Annotated in this window: 25 protein-coding genes and 1 pseudogene; 15 read left to right on the forward strand and 11 right to left on the reverse strand. The window is 62.6% G+C overall.

Annotation, left to right across the window (positions count from 1 at the left end):
- Positions 1 to 97: 97 nt before the first annotated feature.
- From USDA257_RS24110 to speB, 6 genes are all read right to left on the reverse strand, one after another.
- Entirely contained in the window at positions 98 to 877 is a 780-nt protein-coding gene (locus tag USDA257_RS24110; protein WP_041414605.1) for a carbon-nitrogen hydrolase family protein, read from the reverse strand.
- Positions 874 to 1,674 carry an ABC transporter permease gene (locus USDA257_RS24115; RefSeq protein WP_014765613.1) on the reverse strand — a complete coding sequence of 267 codons (801 nt, stop codon included), beginning with the start codon at positions 1,672 to 1,674 and terminating at the stop codon, positions 874 to 876. The genes USDA257_RS24110 and USDA257_RS24115 overlap by 4 nt, the downstream gene beginning before the upstream one ends.
- Positions 1,671 to 2,525 carry an ABC transporter permease gene (locus USDA257_RS24120; RefSeq protein WP_014765614.1) on the reverse strand — a complete coding sequence of 285 codons (855 nt, stop codon included), beginning with the start codon at positions 2,523 to 2,525 and terminating at the stop codon, positions 1,671 to 1,673. The genes USDA257_RS24115 and USDA257_RS24120 overlap by 4 nt, the downstream gene beginning before the upstream one ends.
- The gene (locus tag USDA257_RS24125; RefSeq protein WP_014765615.1) at positions 2,522 to 3,559 is read right to left on the reverse strand and encodes an ABC transporter ATP-binding protein; all 1,038 of its coding nucleotides are present in this window, start codon (positions 3,557 to 3,559) and stop codon (positions 2,522 to 2,524) included. The genes USDA257_RS24120 and USDA257_RS24125 overlap by 4 nt, the downstream gene beginning before the upstream one ends.
- A 211-nt stretch (positions 3,560 to 3,770) precedes the next feature.
- Positions 3,771 to 4,850, reverse strand: a complete 1,080-nt coding sequence (locus USDA257_RS24130; RefSeq protein WP_014765616.1) for an ABC transporter substrate-binding protein — start codon at positions 4,848 to 4,850, stop codon at positions 3,771 to 3,773.
- Between the two features lie 118 nt (positions 4,851 to 4,968).
- Positions 4,969 to 6,027 carry an agmatinase gene (gene speB, locus USDA257_RS24135; RefSeq protein WP_014765617.1) on the reverse strand — a complete coding sequence of 353 codons (1,059 nt, stop codon included), beginning with the start codon at positions 6,025 to 6,027 and terminating at the stop codon, positions 4,969 to 4,971.
- Positions 6,028 to 6,242: 215 nt separating this feature from the next.
- Here speB and USDA257_RS24140 point away from each other — a divergent pair, with 215 nt between their 5' ends.
- Entirely contained in the window at positions 6,243 to 7,286 is a 1,044-nt protein-coding gene (locus USDA257_RS24140; RefSeq protein ID WP_014765618.1) for a LysR substrate-binding domain-containing protein, read from the forward strand.
- A 44-nt stretch (positions 7,287 to 7,330) separates the two neighbouring features.
- Positions 7,331 to 8,509 carry an aminotransferase gene (locus tag USDA257_RS24145; protein ID WP_014765619.1) on the forward strand — a complete coding sequence of 393 codons (1,179 nt, stop codon included), beginning with the start codon at positions 7,331 to 7,333 and terminating at the stop codon, positions 8,507 to 8,509.
- An 88-nt stretch (positions 8,510 to 8,597) separates the two neighbouring features.
- Here the strand turns inward: USDA257_RS24145 and USDA257_RS24150 are convergent, their stop codons facing one another.
- The 5 genes and pseudogenes from USDA257_RS24150 to USDA257_RS24170 all read right to left on the reverse strand — a co-directional run bounded on the left by USDA257_RS24150 (position 8,598) and on the right by USDA257_RS24170 (position 14,167).
- The gene (locus USDA257_RS24150; RefSeq protein ID WP_014765620.1) at positions 8,598 to 9,443 is read right to left on the reverse strand and encodes a DMT family transporter; all 846 of its coding nucleotides are present in this window, start codon (positions 9,441 to 9,443) and stop codon (positions 8,598 to 8,600) included.
- A gap of 197 nt (positions 9,444 to 9,640) precedes the next feature.
- Positions 9,641 to 11,074, reverse strand: a complete 1,434-nt coding sequence (locus USDA257_RS24155; RefSeq protein ID WP_014765621.1) for an aldehyde dehydrogenase family protein — start codon at positions 11,072 to 11,074, stop codon at positions 9,641 to 9,643.
- A 316-nt stretch (positions 11,075 to 11,390) separates the two neighbouring features.
- Positions 11,391 to 11,540, reverse strand: coding sequence for a hypothetical protein (locus tag USDA257_RS37235; RefSeq protein ID WP_041414610.1), 150 nt, complete (start codon positions 11,538 to 11,540; stop codon positions 11,391 to 11,393).
- A 122-nt stretch (positions 11,541 to 11,662) separates the two neighbouring features.
- Positions 11,663 to 12,577 (reverse strand): transglutaminase-like domain-containing protein, encoded by a 915-nt coding sequence (locus USDA257_RS24165; protein WP_014765622.1) that lies wholly within the window; start codon positions 12,575 to 12,577, stop codon positions 11,663 to 11,665.
- Positions 12,578 to 12,861: 284 nt separating this feature from the next.
- Positions 12,862 to 14,167 (reverse strand): annotated as a pseudogene (locus USDA257_RS24170) (NAD(P)/FAD-dependent oxidoreductase).
- 124 nt (positions 14,168 to 14,291) lie between these two features.
- On the opposite strand from USDA257_RS24170, the gene USDA257_RS24175 reads away from it, so the two are divergent.
- The 13 genes from USDA257_RS24175 to USDA257_RS24235 all read left to right on the forward strand — a co-directional run bounded on the left by USDA257_RS24175 (position 14,292) and on the right by USDA257_RS24235 (position 26,420).
- Entirely contained in the window at positions 14,292 to 15,008 is a 717-nt protein-coding gene (locus USDA257_RS24175) for a FadR/GntR family transcriptional regulator (RefSeq protein ID WP_041414612.1), read from the forward strand.
- Entirely contained in the window at positions 15,005 to 16,177 is a 1,173-nt protein-coding gene (locus tag USDA257_RS24180) for a PLP-dependent transferase (RefSeq protein WP_014765625.1), read from the forward strand. Before USDA257_RS24175 ends, USDA257_RS24180 begins: the two co-directional genes overlap by 4 nt.
- Positions 16,178 to 16,267: 90 nt before the next feature.
- On the forward strand, positions 16,268 to 17,530 hold the full coding sequence (locus USDA257_RS24185) for an ABC transporter substrate-binding protein (protein ID WP_014765626.1): 1,263 nt from the start codon (positions 16,268 to 16,270) through the stop codon (positions 17,528 to 17,530).
- 101 nt (positions 17,531 to 17,631) lie between these two features.
- Entirely contained in the window at positions 17,632 to 18,567 is a 936-nt protein-coding gene (locus USDA257_RS24190) for a carbohydrate ABC transporter permease (RefSeq protein WP_014765627.1), read from the forward strand.
- A 43-nt stretch (positions 18,568 to 18,610) separates the two neighbouring features.
- Complete coding sequence (locus USDA257_RS24195; protein WP_048657511.1) at positions 18,611 to 19,405, forward strand: carbohydrate ABC transporter permease; 795 nt, start codon at positions 18,611 to 18,613, stop codon at positions 19,403 to 19,405.
- A gap of 6 nt (positions 19,406 to 19,411) precedes the next feature.
- Positions 19,412 to 20,479 (forward strand): ABC transporter ATP-binding protein, encoded by a 1,068-nt coding sequence (locus USDA257_RS24200; RefSeq protein ID WP_014765629.1) that lies wholly within the window; start codon positions 19,412 to 19,414, stop codon positions 20,477 to 20,479.
- A gap of 211 nt (positions 20,480 to 20,690) precedes the next feature.
- Positions 20,691 to 21,077 carry a c-type cytochrome gene (locus USDA257_RS24205; RefSeq protein WP_014765630.1) on the forward strand — a complete coding sequence of 129 codons (387 nt, stop codon included), beginning with the start codon at positions 20,691 to 20,693 and terminating at the stop codon, positions 21,075 to 21,077.
- A 137-nt stretch (positions 21,078 to 21,214) separates the two neighbouring features.
- Positions 21,215 to 22,057, forward strand: a complete 843-nt coding sequence (locus USDA257_RS24210) for a cytochrome c oxidase subunit II (protein ID WP_014765631.1) — start codon at positions 21,215 to 21,217, stop codon at positions 22,055 to 22,057.
- Positions 22,058 to 22,092: 35 nt separating this feature from the next.
- Positions 22,093 to 23,874, forward strand: coding sequence for a cytochrome c oxidase subunit I (ctaD, locus tag USDA257_RS24215; RefSeq protein WP_014765632.1), 1,782 nt, complete (start codon positions 22,093 to 22,095; stop codon positions 23,872 to 23,874).
- Positions 23,871 to 24,569 carry a cytochrome c oxidase subunit 3 gene (locus tag USDA257_RS24220; RefSeq protein WP_014765633.1) on the forward strand — a complete coding sequence of 233 codons (699 nt, stop codon included), beginning with the start codon at positions 23,871 to 23,873 and terminating at the stop codon, positions 24,567 to 24,569. Before ctaD ends, USDA257_RS24220 begins: the two co-directional genes overlap by 4 nt.
- Positions 24,570 to 24,581: 12 nt before the next feature.
- On the forward strand, positions 24,582 to 25,304 hold the full coding sequence (locus tag USDA257_RS24225; protein ID WP_014765634.1) for a heme-copper oxidase subunit III family protein: 723 nt from the start codon (positions 24,582 to 24,584) through the stop codon (positions 25,302 to 25,304).
- Between the two features lie 10 nt (positions 25,305 to 25,314).
- A complete protein-coding gene (locus USDA257_RS24230) occupies positions 25,315 to 25,671 on the forward strand; it encodes a cytochrome C oxidase subunit IV family protein (RefSeq protein WP_014765635.1) in 357 nt (118 codons plus the stop codon).
- 293 nt (positions 25,672 to 25,964) lie between these two features.
- A complete protein-coding gene (locus USDA257_RS24235) occupies positions 25,965 to 26,420 on the forward strand; it encodes an RrF2 family transcriptional regulator (protein WP_041414613.1) in 456 nt (151 codons plus the stop codon).

Genomic DNA, 26,420 nt, shown 5'->3' on the forward strand with positions numbered 1-26,420 from the left:
CTGGGGCTTTCGGTTGAGCTGAATATCGGTCTCCAGCCAAGCGTTCCACAAGTGGAAACGCAGAAACAGATTGTTCCCTGACAGTGATCGACCGGGATCAGACCCCTTTGAGGTCCCTGAGATAGGTATTCTCCGCGCGCGAAATGGCAAAGGCCTGCGGATCGATTTCAGCGTAAATCAACGTCTCATCGGCGGCATTGGCTTTCGCCATGACCTGCCCATCGGGCGACGCAATGCATGAAAGACCGGCGAAGGAGAACATTGCGTCGGAGCCGCAATGGTTGACATAGGCGACGTAGACCTGGTTCTCGAAGGCGCGCGTCTGGATCATGTGATCGGTTATGAACGTGCCCGACCAGCCGGCCGGCAGCGCCGTCGGCACCAGCACGACATCGGCGCCGGCGGATGCCAGCCGGCGGACATTTTCCGGGAATTCGACGTCGTAGCAGATCAGCATGCCGCAGCGGACACCCCGATGCTCGAAGAGCCGCGTCGAGGGCTGCTCCGGCGTGAAAAGCGACCGTTCGTAATCGCCATAGAGATGCGACTTGCGATAGACCGTCGGCTCGGCGTCGCCGTCCAGATGGACGGCGCTGTTGTAGACCGCCGCTCCTTCGCGCTCGGCAAAGCCGGCGATAATAGCGATGCCGGCGTCGCGGGAGATCCGCCGCAACGCTTGCACAATCGAGCCTTCGGCCGGTTGCGCCAGCGCACGGATGTCGTCGCCCGCGCCGTAGCCGGTAATCCCGAGTTCGGGTGTCACCAGCAATGTCGCCCCCTTGGCCGTGGCCTCCGCGGCCGCTCCCTCGATACGGGCGAGATTGGCGGCGATATCGCCGCCGACGCTTTTCATCTGCAGTGCCGCGAGCTTCATCATTTTTGATCGGATGCCATGGCGCCGAGCAGCTTCGGCAAGTCGCCGAAGCGAGCGACGAGACTGAAGATGACCGCCGCCGTCAATACGAAGAGCACCGTCACCGAGGCCATGGTCGGCGTATACCCATAGCGGAGCGCGTTGAAGATCTTGATCGGCAGCGTCTCCATCGTGAAGCCGACCGTCATATAGGCGACGATATATTCGTTGAGCGAGAGCACGAAGGCAAAGGCGTAGCCGGAGACGATATAGGGCAGGATCAGCGGCAGCACGATCGTGCGGAAGATGGTGCGCTCGTCGGCGCCCATCGTTGCGGCGGCCTCCACCAGCGAGCGATCGATCGAGGTGAAGCCGAGCGACAGCGTCACCAGCGGCAAGGTCACGAAGAAGATCGCGTGACTGACCACCGCCGTCCAGGGCTGGCCGTAGAAGCCCGCGGTCGCCCAGAAGGTCAGGAGCCCAAGCGCCGTGATGACCGGCGGCAGCGTGAAGGGCGCGACGCCAAGGAGCTGGAAGATATTCGCCCACGGCGCCACACGTCGCCACAGGAACCAGGCGAGCGGCAGCGCAATCGCCACGGCGAGCGCCGCCGAGAGTACCGCAAGCGTCACCGAGGCAAGGAGCGCGTTTCGCCACTCGGGGTTGACAAAGATTTCGCCGTACCAGGAGGTCGAAAAGCCCTGCGGCGGAAAGGCCAGCGTCTGCTTCTGATTGACCGAGACGCCGGCGACGACGATCAGCGGCAGCGCCAGGAAAAGGGCGATCAGGAAGAAGTAGAACTTGCGGAAAAAGGACGTCATGCCGCCTCTCCTCTGCGTCCGGCGATCACCGTCAGCGCCACCAGTCCAAGCGTCACCAGCACGAGGAACACGGCCATCGCAGCGGCAAAGGGCATGTTCGACTGGTAGATCGCCTGGTCGGTGATCAGCACCGAGAGCGTCCAGTGCTGCGGCCGGCCGAGAAGCTGCGGCAGCAGATAGGAGCCGAGCGCGAAGATGAAGACCATGATCAGCGTCGCGACGATGGTGTTCCTGAGCGCGGGCACGACGACGGTGAAGAAGGCCTTGAGCGGCGAGGCGCCAAGCGTTCGGGCTGCTTCGGTCAACGTCGGGTCGAGCCGCACGAGCGCCGGGAACAAGACCAGCACCGTATAGGGAAAGGCCTGGTAGACCATGCCGGTCAGCACCGCCGCAAAACTCGGCGTCAGTGCCTTCGCCTCGCCCATCAGGCCGAGCGCGACGAGGATATTGGTGATGCCGGCGGTGCGCGAGAAGAGCGTCGACCAGGCAAAGCCGATGATGACCTCGGAAAGCGAGAGGATCGAGAGAAGCGCGACCAGCCAGACGATCTGCACGCTTCGTGCCATGCGCGTCAGCAGATAGGTGAACGGCAGAGCCAAGACCACGCAACAAATGGCGACGGCGATCGCCATCATCAGCGAGAATCCGAGCACGCCGCCGAAGAAGGCCGAAAGGAAGCGCGCGTAATTGTCGAAGACGAAGGCCGGCGTATAGAAGCCGCCCTGCTGGCGCTGGAAGAAACTGACGGCAATCATCGTGCCGAAGGGCACGACGAAGAAGATGGTGAGCATGGCCGCGGGGAAGAGGAGCGGCGAGTAGTCGGCGAATGTCTGGGGCGGTTCGCGTCTCATTTGCGCAGCACCACGCAGACATCTGGCGTCAGCGCCACCCCGACCTCTTGGCCGACCCTCACCTCCGGCCGGGCTCGCGGCGTCGAAACGGCGACGATCTGGCGGCCGGCAACGTCGACAAAGGTCTCGATCGTGCCGCCAAGGTCGCGTACGAAGTTAACCGTGCCGGTCAACGCGCCGGCGCCGGGTGCGGTCAGGTGCACGTCCTCCGGCCGAATCGAGATCGTCGCCTTGGCCGCCCCGGGCGGCAATTGCAGGCCCGGCACCGGCTGGCCGAGCACCGTCACATGGTTCCGCGCGTCCGATTCCGCTTCGATCAGATTGGTCTGGCCGATGAAGTCGGCAACGAAGCTGTCGGCCGGCCGGCGATAGATTTCGATCGGCGAGGCCGCCTGGCGGATTTCGCCGCCGCTCATGACGACGACCGTGTCGGCCATGGTCATCGCCTCGCGCTGGTCATGGGTAACGACTATCGTCGTGATGCCGAGCTTCTGCTGCAATTGCCGAAGCTCCACCTGCATCGCCTCGCGCAGCTTCGCGTCGAGCGCCGAAAGCGGCTCATCGAGCAGGAAGAGCTTCGGCGAGATCGCGAGCGCCCGGGCGATCGCGACACGCTGGCGCTGCCCACCAGACAATTTGGAGACCGGGCGGTCCGCAAAGCCGGAAAGATGGATCATCGACAGGAGTTCCTCGACCCGCTTTCTCTGGTCCTCCTTCGGCGCGCCGCGTATGCGCAAGGGATAGGCGATGTTTTCGCCGACCGTCAGATGCGGAAAGAGCGCCAGCGACTGGAACACCATGCCGAGATTGCGCTTGTGCGTCGGCACACGGGTGATGTCCTCGCCATCGAGCCGGATGGCGCCGGAGGTCGGCAGGTCGAGTCCTGCGATCATCCGCAGGAGGGTCGTCTTGCCGCAGCCCGAAGGGCCGAGCATGCAGACGAACGTGCCATGCGGCACCGTTAGATCGACGTCGTTGACGGCCTTGAAGGCCCCGAATTCCTTGACGACGTTCTGAAGGGCAAGTCCCGACATATGTTCCCCGCTTTGGCGCTTCATGCGCAGATGCTGCGATGCCAGCGCCTATCCGAGCGCCACGGTCGCAGCAGCATTCGAGTTTCGGCATAGGTTATCCCTAAACCGCACGCGGTTTAAGGGATTATGCACTGAGCCATGCAGCCGTTCAAAGGACTACAGCGCACGGCGCTGTAGTCCGCCCCGGTCAACGGGCGGACGCTCGCGATCATCAGCCGACGATCAGTTCCGTCCATTTCTGGTTCAGCCAATCCGACTTGGTCTGGTAGAGGTCGTAGCGCGGGACGATCGGCTCGATATCGGACGACACTGCGGCAAACTCCTTGTCCGTCAGGTCGGTCGACTCGCGCTTGACCGTTGGCGAGGTGCCGACCTTGCGCGACAGCGTCGCCTGGACGGCAGGCTGGCACATATAGTCGATGAAGATATGCGCCTCCTCCGACTTCTGCGAGACGCGTGACAGTGCCCAGCAGCCGGAATCCTGGATGCCGCCTTCCTTGGGGAAGGTGGAACGAACCGGATGACCGTCGGCCGCGGCCAAGCCCGTAACGTCGTGGTAATACTGGCCCATCGGGATTTCGCCCGACTTCAGCGCCTGCTCGAACTGCGCCTCGTCGCGGTACCAGAGGCGGACATTCGGCTTCACTTCGGCAAGCTTCTCGAACGCCTTCAGGATGCCTTCCTCGGTGTCGAGCGCATTGGTGCCACCCATGTGAATCTTGGCGGTCACCTCGAGCAGGAAGGAGTTCGAAACCAGCGCCAGCAGGCCGAGCTTATCGGCGTTCGCCGGATCCCAGAGGGCCGTCCAGGAGGTCGGCGCTTCCTTGTAGACATTGGTGTTGGTGACGAGCGTGATGTACCAGGAGACGGCCCCGACGCCGGCAACGCGGCCGTCCGGATATTTGTTGACGAAGCGATCGAGGAGGTTCGAGGCATCCTTGATCTTCGCCATGTCGATCGGCGTCCAGAGCTCGGTTGCCTGACCTTTGAGCATCGCGACCTGCGACATCATCGAAACATCTGCCGGTGCCTGCCCTGCACGGGCGGCCTGTTCAAGCTGGACCAGCCAGGCCTCACCGGTCGGTTCGGCGATCGACTCGACCGTAATGCCCGTCGCCTTGGTGAACTCCGGGAAGATGTTCTTGTCGAAGGAGTCCTTGAAGTAACCGCCATAAACGCCGACCTTGAGCGACTTGTCCTGGGCTCTCAGCACCGCGGGCATTGCCAGCATCGATGCACCGGCAAGTCCCGCCCCCAGCAGTGTGCGGCGCTTGATCGAACTGATGTTCATTGCACGTCTCCTTTGTTTTGGCGGCTACCGCCGCGTTCCCTGTTCTCGTTGAAATCTTATGGCATTCCGGTGGAATAATACTCTTTCCCGGGCTCTTTGGCGCGGGCTGACGGCCGCTTCACCCTTTGCCGATGACGGTCGGGCTGAAGACCATCAGGCTCAGGATCTCGAAAAGCACCTGCGCGCCGGCATGAGCCGTATTGGTCGTCGCATCGTATTGCGGGGCGACCTCGACCACGTCGCCGCCGACGAGATTGACGCCCTTGAGTCCACGAATGAGTTCAAGCACCTCACGGGTCGTCAGGCCGCCGACCTCCGGCGTGCCGGTGCCTGGCGCGAAACTCGGGTCAAGGCTGTCGATGTCGAAGGACAGATAGGCCGGGCCATCGCCGACGATCTTCTTGGCTTTCTCGATGATCGCCGGAATGCCGAGACCAGTGACTTCCTCCGCATGGATGACAGTCATGCCGGACTCGTAGGAGAACTCCCAGAGATATTCGGCTGAGCCGCGGATGCCGATCTGGACAACGCGGGTAGGGTCGAGCACGCCGTCGAGAACGGCATTGCGGAACGGGCCGCCGTGATGGAACTTGGTGAGGTCATAGGCGCCGCCGGTGTCGCAATGGGCGTCGATATGGATCATACCAACCGGCCGCTTCTTGCCGACCGCCTTCAGGATCGGATGAGTGATCGAGTGGTCGCCGCCGACCGAAAGCGGCACGACGCCCGCATCGACGATCTGGTTCATGCGCTTTTCGATGTCTTCGTGGCTGAGTTCCAGCCGATAGCGGCTTTGGAAGGCAACGTCGCCGATATCCGCGACACGCAGATCGTGAACGGGCGCGCAGCCCAGCACGTGGTTAAACGGTCCAATGCGCTCGATCGCTCGCAGTGCCCGCGGTCCGAAGCGGGACCCCGGGCGGTTGGTGACGCCGAGGTCCATCGGTATGCCGACGATCCCTACCTGCAGATTGCCGAAGTCCGGGTTGTCGGCATCGACTGGCATGTAGGGCGCGGTGAGAAAAGTGGGGATGCCGGAATATGGCGCGAGCCGCGTGCCGCTTTTCGTGAAGATCTTGTCCGCGACCTTGCGGAAGGCCGGGTCGAAGAGTTCTCCGCCATGGCTTTCGCCATATTTCGCCTTCAATTCGCTGAGCTTCTTCTCGTCCCAGACCATGCGCCGGAGCCTCCCATGTCTGTCGCCGGGGATCAAAGCGTCGCGAAGCGGATCGCAACTGGCGGTTTCGCCGGCGGGCCGGCGCGATCATGTTCCCCAGGCTTTTGCCCTTGTTGGAACCTATTAGGTGACAAATCTTCTGGAAAATCAATTGACATTGTTATAGCGTTTCGTGTGAGAAAAACTCACATTGCTAAGACCCTTCGGAGCCTCACGTGTCGAGCCGCCTGCCCCCCTTGAACCCGCTGCGCGCCTTCGAGGCGACCGCTCGGCGCGGCTCGGTTTCCGCGGCGGCCCGCGAGCTCAACGTCACCCATGGCGCCATCAGCCATCAGATCCGCGCGCTCGAACTTTCCTTCAACGTGCCGCTCTTCGAGCGCGGCGGCAAGCGGCTGAGGTTGACGCCGCAGGGGGCGCTGCTGCTGCCAGCCGTCACCCATGCCTTTGCAGAGATCGCCGCCGCAACGGCGGCGATGACCCGGCCGGCGACAAGTGGCGAGCTCAGGATCACCTGTGTTCCGGCACTGCTCTCGTTTTGGATGATCCCGCGCCTGCATCAGTTTACCGAGCAATTTCCCGACTTGCAGCTGACGCTGGTCGCCTCCAACGACGAGGCACATCTCCACTTTCCGGACGTCGATGTCTGCCTCCTCTATGGCGATGGCAATTGGGGAGACTGCTGGGTCAGGCTCTGGAGCCGGCTGGAGCTGTTTCCCGTGGTCAGCCCGACGCTCCTCAACATGCGGCCGCTGCGCTCGATCCGGGATCTGCGCGACCATGTGATGCTGCATGGCGATGACGGCCGCGAGTGGAACACTTGGCTGGCCGCCGCCGACGCGACCGACCTTCAGCGCGGCCGCCAACACTTCATGAGCGACGCACGGCTGTCGACCGAAGCCGCACTCCACAATCAGGGCGTGGCGCTCGGCGATACCATCACCGCCGGCAGCCTGATCGCCCGCGGCGAATTGATCGCGCCATTCGACCTGACAGTGCCGGCCAACGACGCTTTTTTCGTCGCCTGCCGCAACGAGGTGCGCGCCGCACCGATCGTCCGCGTCTTCATCGACTGGCTGTTTGCGGCGCTCGAGAGCGATCCGATGCCGGAGCTTCAGACCTCCGCCCGCACGATGATCCGCTCCCGCATATCCAGACCGGAAGATAACGATCGCAATTCGGCAGCGGGCAGCTTTCAACCAGTTTCGTCACCCCGCAGCCGGCGCGTGGAAAGCCCGCAAAAGCGCAAGACCAAGTCATAAAGCAGGCGCCACAGGCGCCGCTCGCCAACAACAGGAAACGCTCGATGCCCCACCTCAATCCGCTCATCGCAAAGCTCTCGCAGCCGCCGGTCCCCTCGGTGCTGGCCTGGGCGAAGGCCTATGACGGGGCAAAGGGGCCGCTGATCGACCTCTCGCAGGCGGTTCCCGGCTATCCCGCCCATCCGGATATGCTCAAATGGCTTGGCGAGGCGGCCGCCTCGCCTGCCTATACCGGCTATGGCCCGATCGAGGGCGAGACCGAACTGCGCAGCGCCTATGCAGACCAGGTGGCGGCGCTCTACGGTGCCCCAATTACCAGCGACAACATTCACATCACCTCCGGCTGCAACCAGGCCTTCATCTGTGCCGCCATGGCGATCGCGAGCGCCGGCGATACGGTGCTGATGACCAATCCCTATTACTTCAACCAGGAAACGACGTTGGCGATGCTCGGCATCAATGTCGAGCTCGCACCGTGCGATGCCGGCGCCGGCTTCCTGCCCGAAGTCGAGACCATCGCCGCAGCACTTCGGCCGGGCGTTCGCGCCCTCGTCCTCGTCTCCCCGAACAATCCGACCGGCGCCGTCTACCCGGCCGATCTGCTCCAGCGCATCTACGACGCCTGCCGGGCGAACGGCACCTGGCTCATCCTCGACGAGACGTATCGCGACTTCCTGTCCGACGCCACGGTCGCACCGCATCGCCTGCTCCAGACCAAGGGCTGGCAGGACGGCTTCATAGGCCTCTACAGCTTCTCCAAGTCCTTCTGCATCCCCGGCCACCGGCTCGGCGCGATCACTGCCGGGCAGGCGGTCGTCGAGCAGGTGACGAAGATCATGGACAACCTGCAGATCTGCGCGCCGCGCTCGGCCCAGGCCGCCGTCGCCAAGGCCATCCCGGCGCTCACCGACTGGCGGCTCGCCAACCGCGCCGAGATCACCGCCCGCGCCAACGCGCTGAAGGACGTGATGGGCCGCCTGCCGCAATGGAAGCTGCAGGCGGTCGGCGCCTATTTCGCCTATGTCCGCCACCCGTTCCGCGACATCGACTCGCAATTCGTCGCCGAGAAGCTGGCAAAGCTTGCCGGCGTCGTCTGCCTGCCGGGCGATTATTTCGGCGCGGGCCAGGAAAGCTATCTGCGCTTTGCCTTCGCCAATGCCGATGTGCCGACGATCAGAAAGCTGGAAGAGCGGCTCGCGGGATTTGAACTGCCGGGCATCTGATGCATGTCGCCCAAAGGTGTGCAGCGGTTTTGGGACGACGACATGCGTTGAAACAAACCTAAAGCGCGGCGTCGCGCTTTAGGTAGATTTAACCGCGGCGGGCGATCAGGATGCCGATGAGCACGATCGCGCCGCCGGTTGCCTGCATGAGACCCACAGGCTCGCTCAGCAACACCCAGGCGAGCACCGCAGCCACGACCGGCTGCACGAGCAGCGTCAGCGATGAAAAGGCCGGCGGCAGATAGGCGAGCGCATAGGTGATCGCCACCTGCCCGCCGGCGTGGCTGACAAAGGCGAGACCGACGAGCATCGCCCAGCCGAAGGCGCTCGGCGGAAACAGCGCCGGCTCGGTCAGCAGCGTCATCGGCAATATGCAGAGGGCCGCCGACGCGGTGCTCCAGATCATGATGCGGTTGGTGCTGAAGCGGCTGCGCAGTTGCCCGATCGCAAGAATATAGCCCGCATAGAACATGGCGGCGACTATCGCGATTCCATCGCCGGCCAGGTCGCCGCCGCCAAGGGCGGCGGGCCCGCCCTTCAGAACCACGACACCCACGATGGCCGTGGCTAGGCCCGCTCCGAAAATTCCGCTCACGGGAGAGCGGAACAAGGCCCAGCCCGCAAGCGTCACGAACACTGGCGCAAGATTTGCCAGCAGCGTCGCGTTTGCCACAGACGTCATGGTGAGGGAGAGATGCCACGCCCCGAGGTCGATGGCGAGAAAGACGCCCGGCAGGATGAGCAGAGCATAGTCGGACAAGCGCTCCGGGCGCCGGTCGGCGGCCGCATCCTTGCCAAGCCACGACCAAGCAAGAAGCGGGATCAGCGCCAGTGCCACACGCCAGAAGGCCGTCGCCATCGGCCCCACTTCCGAAAGCCTGACGAAAATCGGCGATCCGGCTATGGCGACACCGCCGACGAGCAGTGCGGCCATGGCCAGGGACTGTTGGGAGGAGGCGGAACTGACGGCTTGGTTCACGGCGATATCCGAAGGCTGGGAAGGAGCGCCTTGAGGGCGCCGCTACGCCAGCTATCAGAACGTCGGATCGGACAACAGCCTGAATTCGCCAAAAAGGCGATCATCGGCGGCCGCCGCACGAAAAGTTGTAGCCGCCAAGCTCCAAACGGCGCTCAGGCCGCGTCCGGCAGATGCACCGTCTTCACCTCGAGGAAGTCCTCGAGGCCGAAGGTGCCACCCTCGCGGCCGTTGCCCGACTGTTTGTAGCCGCCGAACGGGCTCCCGTAGCGATGCGGTCCGCCATTGATATGCACCATGCCGGCGCGCAGCCGCGCCGCGACCCGTTCGGCGCGCTCCTGGTCGCCGGTCTGCACATAGGCAGCAAGCCCGTAGCTCGTGTCGTTGGCGATTGCGATCGATTCCTCCTCCGTGTCAAAGGGGATGATCGACAGCACCGGCCCGAATACCTCCTCGCGGGCGATCCGCATCGAGTTGTCGACATCGGCGAAGATCGTCGGTTTGACGAAATAACCGGTGTCGAAGCCTTCCGGCTTGCCGGCGCCGCCGACGACGAGGCGCGCACCCTCGGCAATACCCGCCTCGATCAGCGACTGCACCCGCTCGTACTGGATGTGGCTGACGAGCGGACCGATATGGGCGCCTTCCTTGGTCGGGTCGCCGACCGTCGCCTCCCGGCCGACGCGCCTTGCGATCGCGACCACATCTTCATAGACGCTGCGCTCCACCAGCATACGGGTCGGCGCATCGCAGGACTGACCGGAATTGTTGAAGCATTCGAGGACGCTGGCGGTCACCCTCGCATCGAGATCGGCATCGGCGAAGACGATATTCGGCGACTTGCCGCCAAGTTCCAGCGTGACGCGCTTGACCGTATCGGCGGCATCCTTGCTGACGGCGATGCCGGCGCGCGTCGAGCCGGTGAACGACATCATGTCGATGTCCTTGTGCTTCGATAGTGCTGCGCCCGCGTGAACACCGTCGCCATTGACGAGATTGAAGACGCCGCGCGGGAAACCCGCCTCGTCGATCATCTCCGCATAAAGCATGGCATTGAGCGGCGTGAACTCACTCGGTTTCAAAACGCAGGTGCAGCCGGTCGCCAACGCCGGCACCACCTTGAGAGCAATCTGGTTGATGGGCCAGTTCCACGGGGTAATCAAGCCGCAGACGCCGATCGGCTCGCGCATCAGCGTGTCGCCGTTCGGCAGCTTTTCGCGCAGCTTCAGTCGCTTCAGCGCGTCGATGTAGCCCTCAAGGTGGCCGACGCCGACATCGGCCTGTTGCTCCCGGCTCATGGTTTTCGGCGCGCCGAGTTCCGCGGTGATCGTGTCGGCCATCTCGTCGTAGCGGCGTTTGTAGATCGCCAGCAGCTTTTCGAGGAGCGCCAACCGCTCCTCCAAGCTGGTCCGGCTGTAGCTCGCAAAGGCTTTCTTGGCGGCCGCAACGGCGCGACCGATATCGACTGCCGTTCCGAGGGAGATGGCGGCGATCGGCTTTTCGGTCGCAGGATTGAGCACGTAGAGGTCGTTCTGTGCTGCCGGTTCGACCCACTCGCCGTTGATGTAGAACTTGCGTTTGTCGAGCATGTGCTCTTTCCCTCCCGTCAAAGTGTGGTTTCCCGACGGACCGGACGCCGGATGGTCGCCGGGCGGTCGGTGCACGATGAGCGCGGAGCGACTTCCGATACTCTCGCGACGACGTTCACCGTACACGAGTCTTGGAGTCGATCTACGAGTCGATCTGCGCATCGAGTTGCGTGGCCGAGGCACGCTACGACGCAGCGATACGCCCTGCAAGGGGTGCGATGTCGCGTTTGCCAGCCCGTTAATGGCGTCATGGGAGACGGTGGCGCAGTGGGCCCCGACTGAGTGCAAAAGACTTCGGGGAGAAGTCCGGGCGCCGTCAGATGGCGCCGATGACGACGGCCGAAAGGAAGCTGAATGCCGCCACGATGGCGATCGTGTGGGGGATGAGATTGACTGGCAAGCGCCTGGTCGACTGCGTCACATGGAACGCGTAGCGGGAGTGGGTCATCGCCTTTGTCGCGTTCATTTTATCTCTCCGCTGCTGGCGTTGGCCTATACTCCTGTTCTCCTATATTCTCGATTAAGTTTGTAGATATTATTTTCCGCGGATCGCCCAAGGCGGGAAAAATCCGTTCCCGGACTGCGCCGTCAGTGCGGCTCGCGGTCGCGTTCCTGCAGATGGCGCGACCAGGTCTCGCTGAACCAGGGGGTCAGCAGCGACACCTCGGCGGTGCGATGCGACCGACTGAGCCGGCTGTCGACCTCGACGGAGGTCCAGACGGTGAAGTGGGTCAGCTGATGCTTGCCGAAGGTCTGGATCAACGGGACGTCTGCTGCATCTCGGCCACGAGCGACGGGAATCCGGCCGGCCCGCCGCGCGTTGTTCTTGGCATCGAACGTGTACCAGCGGTCGCCGAGGAACACCTCGAACCAGGCGTTGAAATCCATCGGCGCCGGGCTGTCGGGGACCCCGATGTCGGCCATGTAGCCGTGGACGTAGCGGGCCGGCATGTTCATGCAGCGGCAGAGAGCGACCGCAAGGTGGGCGTAGTCGCGGCTGACGCCCAGCCGATCCTCATGCGCTTCGAGCGCCGTGCGCATCGCCTGCGCATAGCCGTAGCTGAAGACCAGACGGTCATGCACATAGTCGCAGATGGCCTGCACCCGTTGCCAGCCCGCCGGAACGTCGCCGAAGAGCCGCCAGGCAAGCGCGCTCAGGCGATCGGTCTCGCAATAGCGGCTGGCGCATAGATAGGGCAGCAAATTGGGAGGCAGCCTTTCCACCGGCAACGCCTCGGCCAGAGGATCCGAGACGTCGAGCCGCCCGTCATCGCTGATCACCGCGTCGTAGCCAAGCCTGGTGTCACCTTCGGGCAGAACCATGCGCATGCAGCTGTTCCCATGCGGGTCGGTGATCTCCTCCATCGGAACGAGCGGCGAAGCGACGGGACCTCGCTCCCGCACAATCGCATCCCGCCGTTCCTTGGCGACGGACAAAAACGTCATCATCGGCGTCGCATGCGGACAATCGATGCCAATCTCATAACCGAAGCGGATGAACATGTTCGACCTCCCCGACTGCGATTTTCGTGACACTGACGCTCCGCGCCGCGAGCGCCGGCAGCCCTCCAGCGGCGGCATCGCGGGTCAGCGGCCCGTTCGAAGCTCAGTCCCGCAATTTTCTTCTGTTGAGATCCACGCGAATGACAAAATCTGTGCTCCCGTCCGGCGCACATATCAGCGGACGATCGAGCCGTCCGCGGCCGAAATACTAGCGCATCATCGCAGAGAGCGGTATCGATTTGAAGAAAGAACCCGCACCCACCACCCCGGTATCGGCAGCAGAACTACCAACCGACGGCATCCTTGAAAGAATACCACCAGGAACCGATCGTCGAATACTGCGCCCGGAACATCCGGCCGCCCGGGAAGGGATACCAGGGAAGCTTCTCGAACATGTCGAAGCGCGACTGGTCGCCGTCGATCGCCTCGGCAAGGGTACGGCCGAAAAGATGCGATCCGGTCACCCCATGACCGCTATAGCCGTGGGCGAAATAGGTGTTGGAGCCGATCCGGCCCATCTGCGGCACGCGCGTGAAGGAGAGCGCGAAGTTGCCGCTCCAGGCATAGTCGATCTTCACGCCCTTGAGGCGCGGGAAGACCTTTTCGAGATTGGGCCTGAGTTTCGCCACCACGTCGGCCGGATCGGTGCCGCCATAGACCGTGCCGCCGCCGAAGATCATCCGCTTGTCGGCCGAAAGCCGGAAATAGTCGAGGATGTAGCGCACGTCCTCGACGCACATATCGCTCGGGATCAGCGTCTCGGCGAGCTCTTCGCCGAGCGGTGCCGTGGTGATCATCTGCGTCGAGACCGGCATGACGCGCGAAACGAGCTCGGGCACCGCGTCACCAAGATAGGCATTGCCGCAGAGCACCACGATGCGCGCTGAAACTTCGCCCTCCCTGGTATGGACGGTGGGCCGCGCCGCCTTGCGATCGACTCGGGTTACCGGCGACATCTCATAGATGGTGCCGCCGAGGCTCTCGAAGGCGCGCGCCTCGCCGAGCACCAGATTGAGGGGGTGCATATGGCCGCCGGTGATGTCGAGCATGCCGCCGCAATAGGCTTCGGAATTTACGAGCTTGCGCAGCGCCTCCCGGTCGAGCAGCAGGTGGTCGTCCATCCCGTATTTGCGCCAGAGCGCCTGCTTGGCCTCGAGTTCCTTCATATGGGCGCCGGTATAGGCGGCATAGATGTTGCCGGATTTCAGGTCGCAGTCGATCCGAAATCGGCTGACGATCCGGCGAATGATCCGCCCGCCTTCCTGGACAAGGCCGCCGATGAAGCGGGCCGCATCCTCTCCGAAGCGACGCTGGATGGACGCCAGGCTGGCATTGAGGCCGTTGACGATCTGGCCGCCGTTGCGTCCGGAGGCGCCCCAACCCACCTGGGCGCCCTCGACCACGGTGACCCTGTAACCTTTCTCGGAGATGAATGGCCGTCGACAGGCCGGTATAGCCGGCGCCGACGACGCAGATGTCGGTGTCGACCCGCCCTTCGAGATTGACCGGCGTGCGGATGATGTTGCGGGTGGCGGCGTAGTAGCTCGCCGGATGGCTGCCGTCGCCGGCATAGGACTTCGTGACGCTCACCCTATGGATTCCTGCGTGTCGTGAGGCCTTTGTCAGCAGCAGGCATATCGCAATTCTTGCCGCTTGACCATGCGGCGCCGCGGCTGCATATTGCTCAGATGTCAGACCAATTTTGAGCTTGCGGATGCCCGAGCCGGAGAAAGCGATGCTGCTGCCCCTGCCCCCGGTGGATCGGGTGCAGCAGGTGATTTCCGCTCTCGCCGACTTTGTTCAGCGATCGGGCTTAAGGCCTGGCGATCGGCTGCCGGCCGAGCGCGAATTGATGGCGGCGCTCGCCGTCGGCCGATCCACGGTGCGTGAAGTCATCAGCCATTTTCAGGCGCTCGGCGTCGTCGAAGCGCGCAAGGGCAGCGGCACCTATCTGTTGCGCGCCATTTCCGGTGCGACGATCCACATGCCGCTGACGCTCGACACCCGCCATCTTCGCGACGCCCTGCTGCAGACACTCGAGGTCCGGCGCGGCATCGAAGTCGAGGCCGGCATGGTCGCCGCCCGCCGTCGCACCGAAAGCGACCTCGTCAACATCGAAACGAAGCTCGATGAGATGGAGCGCGTTCACCTTGCCAAGGGCACCTCCGGACCGGAGGACCTCGCCTTCCACCTGGCAATCTACGACGCGACGCACAATCCGCTCTTCCGCCAATTGCTCGAGCAGATGCGCGAGGCCTTCGAGCGCTTCTGGGAAAAACCCTTCGACCGCCCGGACTTCGCGCGGCGGTCGTTTCCCTATCATCGAACCCTCTTCGACGCGATCGCCTCGCAGGATCCGGATTCCGCCCGGGAAGAGACGTTGAAAATCCTCGCCGTCGTCGAGGAAGACATCAAGGAAATGTCCCAATGAATGACGGCCTCGATCCGTTCGATAGAGCCTCGCTGATCACCGCCCATGACGAGGGCCATGCCTTCGACGCCGTCGTTCCGCCGATCGTCCAGACCTCGCTGTTCACCTTCAAGGACTATGACGAGATGATCGCCTCCTACCGGGGCGAGCGCGTCCGGCCGATCTATACCCGCGGCCTCAATCCGACGGTCCGGCTGTTCGAGGAGATGCTGGCGAACCTGGAGGGCGCCGAGGATGCCATCGGCTTTGCCAGCGGCATGTCGGCGATCTCCTCCACCGTGCTGTCCTTCGTCGAGCCGGGCGACCGCATCGTTGCCGTGAAGCATCTCTATCCCGATGCGTTCCGGCTGTTCGGCACGCATCTGAAGCGCATGCGCGTCGAAGTGACCTATGTCGATGGGCGCGACGAGGAGGCGGTTGCCAAGGCCCTCCCCGGCGCCAAGCTCTTCTACATGGAGAGCCCGACGAGCTGGGTCATGGACACGCATGACGTGGCAGCCCTCGCGGGGCTCGCCAAATCTGAGGACATCGTCACCGTCATCGACAACAGCTGGGCGAGCCCGGTGTTCCAGCAGCCGATTTCGCTCGGTGTCGATCTGGTCATCCACTCGGCCTCGAAATATCTAAGTGGCCATAGCGATGTCGTCGCCGGTGTCGTTGCAGGATCGAAGGAACTGATCGGCCGCATCCGGTCCGAAGCCTATCCCTATCTCGGCGGCAAGCTCTCGCCCTTCGACGCCTGGCTGTTGATCCGCGGACTTCGCACCCTGCCGATCCGGATGAAGGCGCATGAGCGTTCGGCGCTCGCGGTCGCCCGCCGTCTGCAGGAGCATCCGCTGGTCGAAACGGTCTGCCATCCGGGCCTCGGCAATCACCTGCCGCCGGGGCTATTCGGCACGTCCGGCCTGTTCTCCTTCATCTTTCGCGAGGGCGTCGACGTGCGCCGCTTCGCCGATCATCTGCAATTCTTCAAGCTCGGCGTGTCCTGGGGCGGCCACGAAAGCCTCATCGTGCCGGGCAAAGTCGTTCTGGCGCAGAAAGCCCAACCCAATTCCGCGGCCGCCTTCGGCATTTCTCCGCGGTCGGTACGGCTCCATGTCGGCCTGGAGGGAACGGAGGCCCTCTGGAGCGATCTCGAAGCGGCGCTCGACGCCGCTTCATCAGGCTGACAAGGCGGGATGAGGCAAAGTGCAAGCGTTTTCCGCCCGCATCCCGCGCTTAAGACAATCGATCAACCGTCAAGAAAAGAGGGAACAAAAATGAGGAAGCTTATCACGGCCACCCTGCTCGCCACGTTGATGGCCGGCAGCGCACTTGCCGATACCAAGCTGAAGCTCGTCGAGGTCATCACCAGCCCCGAGCGCACCGAAACGCTGAAGTCGATCGTCGCCAAATTCGAGGCGGCGAATCCCGGCACCACCGTCGAGATCATCTCGCTGCCCTGGGGCGAAGCCTTCCAGAAATTCGCCACAATGGTCTCGGCCGGCGAAATCCCGGACGTGATGGAGATGCCGGATACCTGGCTGTCGCTTTACGCCAATAACGGCATGCTCGAGAGCCTCGAGCCCTACCTCGCCAAATGGGAGCATACGCCGGGCCTCACCGAGCGCGCGCTGGAACTCGGCCGCGACGTCAACGACACCGCCTATATGCTGCCCTACGGCTTCTATCTCCGGGCGATGTTCTACAACAAGAAATTGCTCTCCGAAGCGGGCGTCGGCGAGCCGCCGAAGACGTTGGACGACTTCGTCAAAGCGTCCGAAGCGGTCTCCAAGCTGCCGGGGAAATACGGCTACTGCCTGCGCGGCGGTCCGGGCGGCCTCAATGGCTGGGTGATGTTCGGCGCCACCATGGCCGGTGACAACAAGTTCTTCAACGAGGACGGCACCTCGACCATGAACAGCGAAGGCTGGATCAAGGGCCTGACATGGGTCATCGATCTCTACAGGAAGGGGCTCGCGCCGAAGGATAGCGTCAACTGGGGCTTCAACGAAATCGTTGCCGGCTTCTATAGCGGCACCTGTGCCTTCCTCGACCAGGACCCGGATGCGCTGATCGCCATTGCCCAGCGCATGAAGCCGGAGGACTTCGGCGTCACCACCATGCCGAAGGGCCCGAGCGGCAAGGCCTTCACAACGATCGGCTTCGCCGGCTGGTCGATGCTCGCCGCAAGCCAGAACAAGGACCTCTCCTGGAAACTCATCGAAACGCTCGAAGGTCCGGAAGGCAACATCGAGTGGAACAAGCGCACCGGGGCGCTGCCGGTCCACAAGTCGGCCGAGAAGGACCCCTTCTACGCGAGCCCGCAATTCAAGGGCTGGTTCGATGAACTTGCCGACAAGGACGTCGTGCTGACCGTCATGCCAACCTACCTCGAGGAATTCGCCTTCTTCAAGGATTCGCTGGCGATCAAGACGACCCAGGAAGCGCTGCTCGGCGACATCACGCCGGAAGAACTCGCCAATCAGTGGGCCGATTACCTGACCAAGGCGCAGCAGAAACACCTGGCGAACAAGAAGTAAGATCGGCACCGGCGGTGGTTCGCGCCCCCGCCGGTCCAACTAAGAACGACAAGCAGGCACGCCGATCGATAACGGCGGTCAAAAAGGGGAAATTTCGACCGATGGCCTATGCCGCACGCCATGATGGCCTGCCTGCAATTCGTCCGCCGCTGATGAGGCGCATCGCGGATGCCTCCGCGCCTTATCTTTACAGCGCACCGGCACTGATCCTGATCGTCGCTGTCATGCTCGTCCCACTCGTGCTCGGCGTCTCCTATGCCTTCCGCGACATCCAGCTCCTTAATCCTTTCTCGGGTGCTTTCGTCGGGCTCGATCATTTCCGGGCGCTGTCGCAGGATCAGGCATTTTTCCGCTCGCTGCGCAATACCCTCTGGTGGACAGGTGCGTCCGTCCTCCTTCAGTTTGCCTTCGGCCTAGTCCTGGCTCTGCTGCTCGACAAGCCGTTTCGCGGCCGCGCCATCGCCCAGGCGCTCGTTTTCCTGCCCTGGGCGGTGCCGAGCTTCCTTGCCGGCCTCAACTGGGCCTGGCTCTTCAATCCCGTCGTCGGCCCGTTGCCGCACTGGCTCTACGCGCTCGGGCTGATGAGCCAGCCGGCCAACATCCTCTCCGATCCGCAGCTCGCCATGTGGGGGCCGATTATCGCCAATATCTGGTGGGGCATTCCCTTTTTCGCGATCACCCTGCTGGCCGCGCTGCAGGCGATCCCGCGCGACCTCTACGAAGCGGCGAGCATCGACGGAGCCGGAGCCTTCCAGCGCTTTCTATCGATCACGCTTCCCTTCCTGGCGCCGACGATCGCCATCACCATCCTCTTGCGCACCGTCTGGATTTCGAATTTCGCCGATCTCATCATCGTCATGACCAATGGCGGCCCGGCCGACCGCACGCAGATCGTTGCGAGCTACATTTTCACTCAGGCATTCAAGCGGCTCGATTTTGGCTACGCCTCGGCGATCGCCCTGGTGCTCCTGGCGCTGCTGCTGGCCTATTCGCTGCTGATCGTCATTCTGAGACAGTGGCTGTTGAGCAAGGATTGAACCGTTGCGCGCCAAATCAGCCCTCCTCACCGTCGCGCACCGCATGGCCATCCTCGCCTATATCGCCTTTGCGCTCTTTCCGCTCTTCTGGCTGCTCAAGGTGGCGGTGACGCCCAACGACCTGCTCTATTCCGAAGGCATCCGCCTCTGGCCGTCGCGCGCCAGCCTCGACCATTTCGATTTCGTGCTGAGGCATAGCGCCTTCCCGGTCTTCTTCCGCAACAGCCTGATCGTCTCCGGGTCGACGGCAATCGTCGTGACGATCCTTGCCTCGCTTTCCGGCTATGCGCTGTCGCGCTTCCGCTTCCGCGGTAAATACTGGCTGGTGACGCTGATGCTGCTAACGCAGATGTTTCCGCTGGTGATGCTCGTCGCGCCGATCTTTAAGATCCTTTCGCCGCTCGGGCTGACCAACAGCCTGACCGGCCTCGTCATCGTCTACAGCGCCTTCAACGTGCCGTTCGCCACCTTCCTGATGCAGTCGTTCTTCGACGGCATTCCCAAGGATCTGGAAGAGGCGGCGATGATCGACGGCGCCACGCAGTTCGTCGCCTTCCGCCAGATCATCCTGCCGTTGACGCTGCCGGGCATCGCCGCCACGCTCGGCTTCGTCTTCACCGCCGCCTGGAGCGAATTGCTCTTCTCGCTGATGCTGATCTCCGGCAACGAGCAGGCGACGTTCCCGGTTGGGCTTCTGTCCTTCGTCTCGAAATTCTCGGTCGACTTCGGTCAGATGATGGCCGCCGGCGTGCTGGCACTGATCCCGGCCTGCCTCTTTTTCCTGCTCATTCAACGCTATCTCGTCCAGGGCCTCACGGCCGGCGCGGTGAAAGGCTGATTACCCATGGCTTCCATCGACATCGCCAACATCCAGAAATCCTACGGCATCCACCCGGTCTTGCATGATGTCGACCTCAAGATCCGCGATGGCGAATTCGTCGTGCTCGTCGGCCCGTCCGGCTGCGGCAAGTCGACACTGCTGCGGATGATCGCCGGGCTCGAAAGCGTGACCGCCGGCGAGATCCGCATTGCCGGCAAGCGGGTCAATGAGCTTGCGCCGAAGGACCGCGACATCGCCATGGTCTTCCAGTCCTATGCGCTTTATCCGCATATGTCGGTCGAAAAGAACATGAGCTACAGCCTCAGGCTTCGCAAGACGCCGAAGGAGAGGATCGCAACGGTGGTAACGGGTGCGGCTGCCAAGCTGGGCCTCGACCCCCTGCTGGAGCGCCGACCGAGAGCGCTATCCGGCGGCCAGCGGCAGCGCGTCGCCATGGGCCGCGCTATCGTGCGGCAGCCGAAAGCCTTCCTTTTCGACGAGCCGCTCTCCAACCTCGATGCCCGCCTGCGCGAGCAGATGCGCGCCGAGATCAAGAAGCTGCACAAGGATCTCGGCGCCACCTCCATTTACGTGACGCATGATCAGATCGAGGCGATGACGCTTGCCGACCGCATCGTCGCCATGAATGCCGGCGTCGTTCAGCAGGTCGGCAGCCCCCTCGACCTCTATGATCGCCCCGCCAATCTCTTCGTCGCTGGTTTCATCGGATCGCCCGGCATGAACTTTTTCGCGGGCGCCTATCATGCCGGCGAAAGGCCGTTGTTCGAGATTGCCGACGAAATTAGCATTCCGCTCGACTCGCCCGCACCGGTTGCGAACAATGCCAAGGCGACGCTCGGCATCCGCCCGGAGCACATCGTGCTTGCCGGGCATGGGCCGGAGACACTGCTTGCGACCGTCGATCTGGTCGAGCCGACCGGCTTCGGCATCATCCTGCATCTCTCGCTCGGCCGCGCGGGCTTCAAGGCATTCACCAATGATCGCTCGTTTTTGACGGCCTCCGGTACGATCCCGGTCCACTTTCCCGCGCACAATCTGCATTTCTTCGACGGCGAGGGTAACCGCGTCTGACGCAGCGTCGGCACGGCGGCGGGGAGAGGCCCGCCCCGACCGCCTACCCGGAAGGAGCAATTGACTTCTTTCCGGCGAGGACTAGCTTCTTTTCTGTCGCAAGTATCAACCGCCCCGGTGCGCCATTCCTTTAAGTGAAGCAAAAACCGCCAAAGCCATGATTTGACGACACTCTTCCTTGCGCCGCGCCGGGCGAAACTGGGGAAGTATGATGCGAATTGCTGTTGTTGCCCTATGTTTTTCGGCACTCTTTCTCTGTCCGGTTGCCGGCCATGCCCAGGAGGGCGATGCTGACGCCGGAGCCACCGTCTTCAAGAAATGCACCGCCTGCCACGTCGTCGACAAGGACCAGAACAAGGTCGGGCCGTCGCTCATGGGTGTCATCGGCAGGACTGCCGGCACTCATGCGGACTTTAAGTATTCACAAGCCATGGTCGAGGCGGGTAAGGGCGGGCTCGTCTGGGACGAGGCGACTTTGAGCGACTATCTCCGCAATCCGAAGGCGAAGATCAAAGGCACAAAAATGGTCTTTCCCGGGCTCAAGAAGGACGAGGAGATCGCCAACGTGATCGCCTATCTCAAGCAACACCCCAAATAGGAGCATCCCTCGGGAAGAGGGATTTTCACGTCTTTCCGATGATTTGCCAGTATTATCCGTTCGTGCAATAATTCTGATCGGAACGCTGCGGATTGTGTATTCGTCTCACGGCTGATCACGGCGGGGAGGGACAGAAAATGGCGGTTGTAGTGGCTCTGGTTCTGTTGGCCGCCGGATCAGTGTTGTTCCATTTGTTGAGTCCTTGGTGGTGGACCCCTATCGCCTCCAACTGGAATTACATCGACAATACCATCATCATAACCTTCTGGATCACCGGCATTGCCTTTACCGCCGTGGTCCTGTTCATGGCCTATTGCGTTCTGCGGTTTCGCCATCGACCCGGCAACACTGCCGCCTATGAACCCGAAAACAGGAAACTCGAAGGCTGGCTGGCAACGAGCACCACGCTTGGCGTCGCCGCGATGTTGGCGCCCGGTCTGTTCGTCTGGAACCAGTTCATCACCGTCCCGCAGGGCGCTTCCGAAGTGGAGGTGATCGGCCAGCAATGGCTCTGGAGCTTCCGGCTTCCCGGCGCCGACGGGCGGCTAGGCACGAGCGAGACACGCGACATCACCCCCGAAAACACGCTCGGCCTCAACCGGAATGACGCAGCCAGCCTCGACGATCTGATCATCGAGGGCGGCGAGCTTCACCTTCCCATCGGCAAGCCGGTCAAGGTGCTGCTCCGCTCCGTCGATGTCCTGCACGACTTCTACGTGCCGGAATTCCGCGCCAAGATGGATATGATCCCTGGCATGGTGACCTATTTCTGGCTCACCCCGACGCGCACGGGAACCTTCGAAATCCTTTGCGCGGAGCTCTGCGGCGTCGGCCACCCGCAGATGCGGGGTACCGTCGTCGTCGACACCGAAGAAGACTATCAGGCCTGGCTCGCCGAGCAGCAGAGTTTTTCGCAACTATCCGCATCGTCCGAAACAAGCCCGGCGGCGACCGCGATCACCGCCGCAGCAGCGCAGTAAGGGGGCGCCGCTGAGTAGCAAACCTGGGAGGACATATGATGGTCGACGTCCGGTCCGGTATTGGCGAGGCGCTTCCGCCTCCCGAAGTCGAGGATGTTGAACTGTATCATCCGCATAGCTGGTGGACGCGCTACGTCTTCAGCCAGGATGCGAAGATCATCGCTATTCAATATGCGACGACGGCGATCGCCATTGGCATGGTGGCGCTGGTGCTCTCCTGGCTGATGCGCCTGCAGCTCGGCTTTCCGGGCACATTTGAACTGATCGACGCCGAGGCCTACTACCAGTACATCACCATGCACGGCATGATCATGGTGATCTACCTGTTGACCGCGCTCTTCCTCGGCGGCTTCGGCAATTACCTCATTCCGCTGATGGTCGGCGCCCGGGATATGGTGTTCCCCTACGCCAACATGCTCAGCTACTGGATCTACCTGCTCGCCGTGCTGGTCCTGGTCGCCAGCTTCTTCGCCCCCGGCGGGCCGACCGGCGCCGGCTGGACCCTCTATCCGCCGCAGGCGGTTCTCTCCGGCACACCGGGCGGCAAGGATTGGGGCATCATCCTGATGCTCTCGTCGCTGATCATCTTCATCATCGGCTTCACCATGGGCGGTCTCAACTATGTCGTCACCGTGCTCCAGGGCCGCGCGCGCGGCATGACGCTGATGCGCCTGCCGCTGACCGTCTGGGGCATCTTCACGGCGACGGTAATGGCGCTGCTCGCCTTCCCCGCCCTTTTCGTCGCCTGCGTCATGATGCTCTTCGACCGGCTGCTCGGCACAAGCTTCTTCATGCCGGCGATCGTCGAAATGGGCGAACAGCTGCAACATGGCGGCGGCAGTCCGATCCTCTTCCAGCACCTCTTCTGGTTCTTCGGCCACCCTGAGGTTTATATCGTCGCCCTGCCCGCCTTCGGCATCGTGTCCGATCTCATCAGCACTCATGCGCGCAAGAACATCTTCGGCTACCGCATGATGGTCTGGGCGATCGTCATCATCGGCGGCCTCTCCTTCATCGTCTGGGCCCACCACATGTATGTCAGCGGGATGAACCCCTATTTCGGTTTCTTCTTCGCCACCACGACGCTGATCATCGCGGTACCGACGGCGATCAAGGTCTACAACTGGGTGCTCACCCTCTGGCGCGGCAACATCCACCTGACCCTGCCGATGCTCTTCGCGCTCGCCTTCATCGTCACCTTCGTCAATGGCGGATTGACGGGGCTCTTCCTCGGCAATGTCGTCGTCGACGTGCCGCTCTCCGACACCATGTTCGTCGTCGCGCATTTCCACATGGTCATGGGCGTTGCGCCGATCATGGTCATCTTCGGCGCGATCTATCACTGGTACCCGAAGATCACCGGACGCATGCTCAACGAAGTGCTCGGCCAGATTCACTTCTGGGTCACCTTCATCGGCGCCTATGCGATCTTCTTTCCGATGCACTATGTGGGTCTCGTCGGCGTGCCGCGCCGCTACTACGAACTGGGAGAGATGGCGTTCGTGGCGGACTCCGTCCACACCCTCAACGCCTTCATCAGCGTCATGGCGCTGGTCGTCGGCGCAGCGCAGATCGTCTTCCTCTTCAATCTCGCCTGGAGCGTGCGGCACGGCCGGGAGGCCGGCGGCAATCCCTGGCGGGCGACGACGCTCGAGTGGCAGACGCCCGAAACGCCGCCATCACACGGCAACTGGGGTAAGGAACTGCCCGTCGTCTATCGCTGGGCCTACGATTACAGCGTCCCGGGTGCGCCCGAGGATTTCATCCCGCAGAACCAGGCGACGCCGGGCCTCGTCACCCATGAGGCGGCCTCATGAGCGTCGCTCTAATCTTCCTCATGCTAGTCGCTGCCGTCATCGTCTGGTGGCTCGCCCAGCAGCGGCTGGCGTCGCGTCCCTGGCTCGAGGTCGGTCATGTCTACGACCGCCGGAGCGGCGCGCCGTTGCCGGCTTCAAAAATCGGTCTGGGCGTCTTCCTCGGCGTCGTCGGGGCGCTGTTCTCGCTTGCCATCAGCGCCTATTTCATGCGCATGGCCTCCTCCGACTGGGGGTCGCTGCCGCTGCCTGGTCTCCTCTGGGTCAACACGGGCATACTTGCCGTCGGCAGCGTTACCCTGCACGGGGCAAAGGTGGAGGCGGGGCGGCGCGATGACGAGGCGACCCGAACCGACCTGCTTGCCGCCCTGGCGGCAGGTCTCGCCTTCCTGGTGGGGCAACTTTTCGCCTGGCGCGAGCTGACCTCTGCCGGTTACCTTCTCGCCGGAAATCCCGCCAACAGCTTCTTCTATCTGCTGACCGGCATGCACGGCCTGCACATTGTCGGCGGACTTGTCGCGCTCGGCCGGCTCACGGTCCGCGCCTGGGGCGGGCCGCTGGACCGCAGAATGCGCCTGACGGTCGAGCTCTGCGCCATCTACTGGCATTTCATGCTGTTCGTCTGGCTGGTGCTCTTCGCGCTCTTTTCCGGCTGGGCCAGCGACGTCGTCGATTTCTGCCGCCAACTGCTGACATAGGAACCGCTGACAATGTCTGCCCCGATCAAGACCCCCGCAGCAGAAACGCTTCCCCACCGGGCCGGTCTGGCTGGGCTGGCGTCGGACTGGGCCTCGGACCAACGCACCTTCAAGAACGTCTCCTGGGGAAAGGCCATGATGTGGATCTTTCTCTTGAGCGACACCTTCGTCTTCGGCTGCTTCCTGCTCGCCTACATGGCGGCGCGCATGTCCACGATCGTTCCCTGGCCGAATCCGAGCGAGGTCTTCGCCCTTGAGATTGCCGGAACGCATATGCCGCTGATCCTGATTGCGATCATGACCTTCGTTCTCATCTCCTCGAGCGGCACCATGGCAATGGCCGTCAACTGCGGCTATCGCCGCGATCGGAGGAAGACCGCAATTCTCATGCTGGTCACGGCGCTATTCGGCGCCACCTTTGTGGGCATGCAGGCATTCGAGTGGTCGAAGCTGATCGCCGAAGGCGTGCGTCCCTGGGGCAATCCCTGGGGAGCGGCGCAATTCGGCTCCTCCTTCTTCATGATTACCGGTTTTCACGGCACCCATGTCACGTTCGGCGTGATCTTCCTGCTGATCGTGGCGCGCAAGATCTGGCGCGGTGATTTCGACACGGAGCGGCGCGGCTTCTTCACCAGCCGCAAGGGCCGCTACGAGATCGTCGAGATCACCGGTCTCTACTGGCACTTCGTCGATCTGGTCTGGGTTTTCATCTTCGCATTCTTCTATCTCTGGTGAGGAGGGCACCATGGCTCATGCCGAGGCACATGCCGCACAACATGTGGCACAGGCGGAACACCAACAGCACCCGATCAAGCTCTACCTCCTGGTCTGGGGGCTGCTGTTCGTGCTCAGCGCCTTTTCCTACCTGGTCGATTATTTCGGTCTGCAGGGATATCTGCGCTGGTCGCTGATCCTGATCTTCATGATGCTGAAGGCGGGGCTGATCGTCGCGGTGTTCATGCATATGGCCTGGGAGCGGCTCGCGCTGACCTACGCTATCCTGCTGCCGCCACTGCTGGTCCTCGTGTTCGTGGCGCTGATGGTATCGGAGTCGAACTACATTCTTTTCACACGCCTCGCCTTCTTCGGCACCGGGCCTTGACCAGGAAACAGAGGCTGTCGCGCGCTCGATGCCTTCCTTCTGTCAAAGGCGAACGGGAAAAGAAAAGAGGGCGTTCCTGACCAGCGCAGACGGCTTGAGCTGCGTGAAAGCGGGTCAAATCACTGATTCTTACGTGAGTGACTGAAAATTCATCGCCATGCGGTAGCAGTTTCGGTGGCACTCACTTGCAGATTAAATCGGCAAAAACTATTTACTAAGTAAGAAATAATAAACGTCCGTTCCTTGTGCGCGCCATCCGGCACGTGCGCGACGGACACTATCCGAGTCCCACAATGCTTACGAAAAAAGGCAAGTACGGATTGAAGGCGCTTGTTGATCTGGCGCGCCTTGGTCCTGGAGAAACCGCGTTCGTGACGGAGATTGCGACACGCAACAATATCCCGAAAAAGTTCCTCGACACGATCCTCCTGGAATTGCGCAACACCGGCATCCTGCGCTCGAAGAAAGGTCCCAACGGCGGCTATTCTTTGTCGAAGCCCGCCTCGGAGATAATGATCGGCCAGGTCATTCGCGCGCTTGACGGGCCACTCGCTCCCATCCGCTGTGCGAGCCGGACGGCCTTCGAGGCGTGCGACGATTGCAACGATCCGGTCGGCTGTCAGGTGCGCCTCTCGATGACCGAGGTTCGAGACGCGATCGCCACCATCCTCGACAATATGACGCTCGCGCAGTTCGTCTCCAAGGAGCGGGCGAAGACCGTCGAGGAAGCGCTTATCGCCGGCGAATAG

The organism is Sinorhizobium fredii USDA 257 (assembly GCF_000265205.3).
Classification (GTDB): domain Bacteria; phylum Pseudomonadota; class Alphaproteobacteria; order Rhizobiales; family Rhizobiaceae; genus Sinorhizobium; species Sinorhizobium fredii_B.

What these genes read in the sequence shown, in the direction of transcription:
- USDA257_RS24195 (WP_048657511.1), top strand. Translation starts at nt 18,611, where the DNA reads ATGGCCATCCTCGCCTATATCGCCTTTGCGCTCTTTCCGCTCTTCTGG.
- USDA257_RS24120 (WP_014765614.1), bottom strand. Translation starts at nt 2,525, where the DNA reads ATGAGACGCGAACCGCCCCAGACATTCGCCGACTACTCGCCGCTCCTC.
- USDA257_RS24235 (WP_041414613.1), top strand. Translation starts at nt 25,965, where the DNA reads ATGCTTACGAAAAAAGGCAAGTACGGATTGAAGGCGCTTGTTGATCTG.
- USDA257_RS24130 (WP_014765616.1), bottom strand. Translation starts at nt 4,850, where the DNA reads ATGAACATCAGTTCGATCAAGCGCCGCACACTGCTGGGGGCGGGACTT.
- USDA257_RS24185 (WP_014765626.1), top strand. Translation starts at nt 16,268, where the DNA reads ATGAGGAAGCTTATCACGGCCACCCTGCTCGCCACGTTGATGGCCGGC.
- USDA257_RS24180 (WP_014765625.1), top strand. Translation starts at nt 15,005, where the DNA reads ATGAATGACGGCCTCGATCCGTTCGATAGAGCCTCGCTGATCACCGCC.
- USDA257_RS24110 (WP_041414605.1), bottom strand. Translation starts at nt 877, where the DNA reads ATGATGAAGCTCGCGGCACTGCAGATGAAAAGCGTCGGCGGCGATATC.
- USDA257_RS24225 (WP_014765634.1), top strand. Translation starts at nt 24,582, where the DNA reads ATGTCTGCCCCGATCAAGACCCCCGCAGCAGAAACGCTTCCCCACCGG.
- USDA257_RS24150 (WP_014765620.1), bottom strand. Translation starts at nt 9,443, where the DNA reads ATGGCCGCACTGCTCGTCGGCGGTGTCGCCATAGCCGGATCGCCGATT.
- USDA257_RS24210 (WP_014765631.1), top strand. Translation starts at nt 21,215, where the DNA reads ATGGCGGTTGTAGTGGCTCTGGTTCTGTTGGCCGCCGGATCAGTGTTG.
- USDA257_RS24145 (WP_014765619.1), top strand. Translation starts at nt 7,331, where the DNA reads ATGCCCCACCTCAATCCGCTCATCGCAAAGCTCTCGCAGCCGCCGGTC.
- ctaD (WP_014765632.1), top strand. Translation starts at nt 22,093, where the DNA reads ATGATGGTCGACGTCCGGTCCGGTATTGGCGAGGCGCTTCCGCCTCCC.
- USDA257_RS37235 (WP_041414610.1), bottom strand. Translation starts at nt 11,540, where the DNA reads ATGAACGCGACAAAGGCGATGACCCACTCCCGCTACGCGTTCCATGTG.
- USDA257_RS24220 (WP_014765633.1), top strand. Translation starts at nt 23,871, where the DNA reads ATGAGCGTCGCTCTAATCTTCCTCATGCTAGTCGCTGCCGTCATCGTC.
- USDA257_RS24190 (WP_014765627.1), top strand. Translation starts at nt 17,632, where the DNA reads ATGGCCTATGCCGCACGCCATGATGGCCTGCCTGCAATTCGTCCGCCG.
- USDA257_RS24230 (WP_014765635.1), top strand. Translation starts at nt 25,315, where the DNA reads ATGGCTCATGCCGAGGCACATGCCGCACAACATGTGGCACAGGCGGAA.
- USDA257_RS24165 (WP_014765622.1), bottom strand. Translation starts at nt 12,577, where the DNA reads ATGTTCATCCGCTTCGGTTATGAGATTGGCATCGATTGTCCGCATGCG.
- USDA257_RS24125 (WP_014765615.1), bottom strand. Translation starts at nt 3,559, where the DNA reads ATGTCGGGACTTGCCCTTCAGAACGTCGTCAAGGAATTCGGGGCCTTC.
- USDA257_RS24175 (WP_041414612.1), top strand. Translation starts at nt 14,292, where the DNA reads ATGCCCGAGCCGGAGAAAGCGATGCTGCTGCCCCTGCCCCCGGTGGAT.
- USDA257_RS24155 (WP_014765621.1), bottom strand. Translation starts at nt 11,074, where the DNA reads ATGCTCGACAAACGCAAGTTCTACATCAACGGCGAGTGGGTCGAACCG.
- speB (WP_014765617.1), bottom strand. Translation starts at nt 6,027, where the DNA reads ATGGTCTGGGACGAGAAGAAGCTCAGCGAATTGAAGGCGAAATATGGC.
- USDA257_RS24200 (WP_014765629.1), top strand. Translation starts at nt 19,412, where the DNA reads ATGGCTTCCATCGACATCGCCAACATCCAGAAATCCTACGGCATCCAC.
- USDA257_RS24115 (WP_014765613.1), bottom strand. Translation starts at nt 1,674, where the DNA reads ATGACGTCCTTTTTCCGCAAGTTCTACTTCTTCCTGATCGCCCTTTTC.
- USDA257_RS24205 (WP_014765630.1), top strand. Translation starts at nt 20,691, where the DNA reads ATGCGAATTGCTGTTGTTGCCCTATGTTTTTCGGCACTCTTTCTCTGT.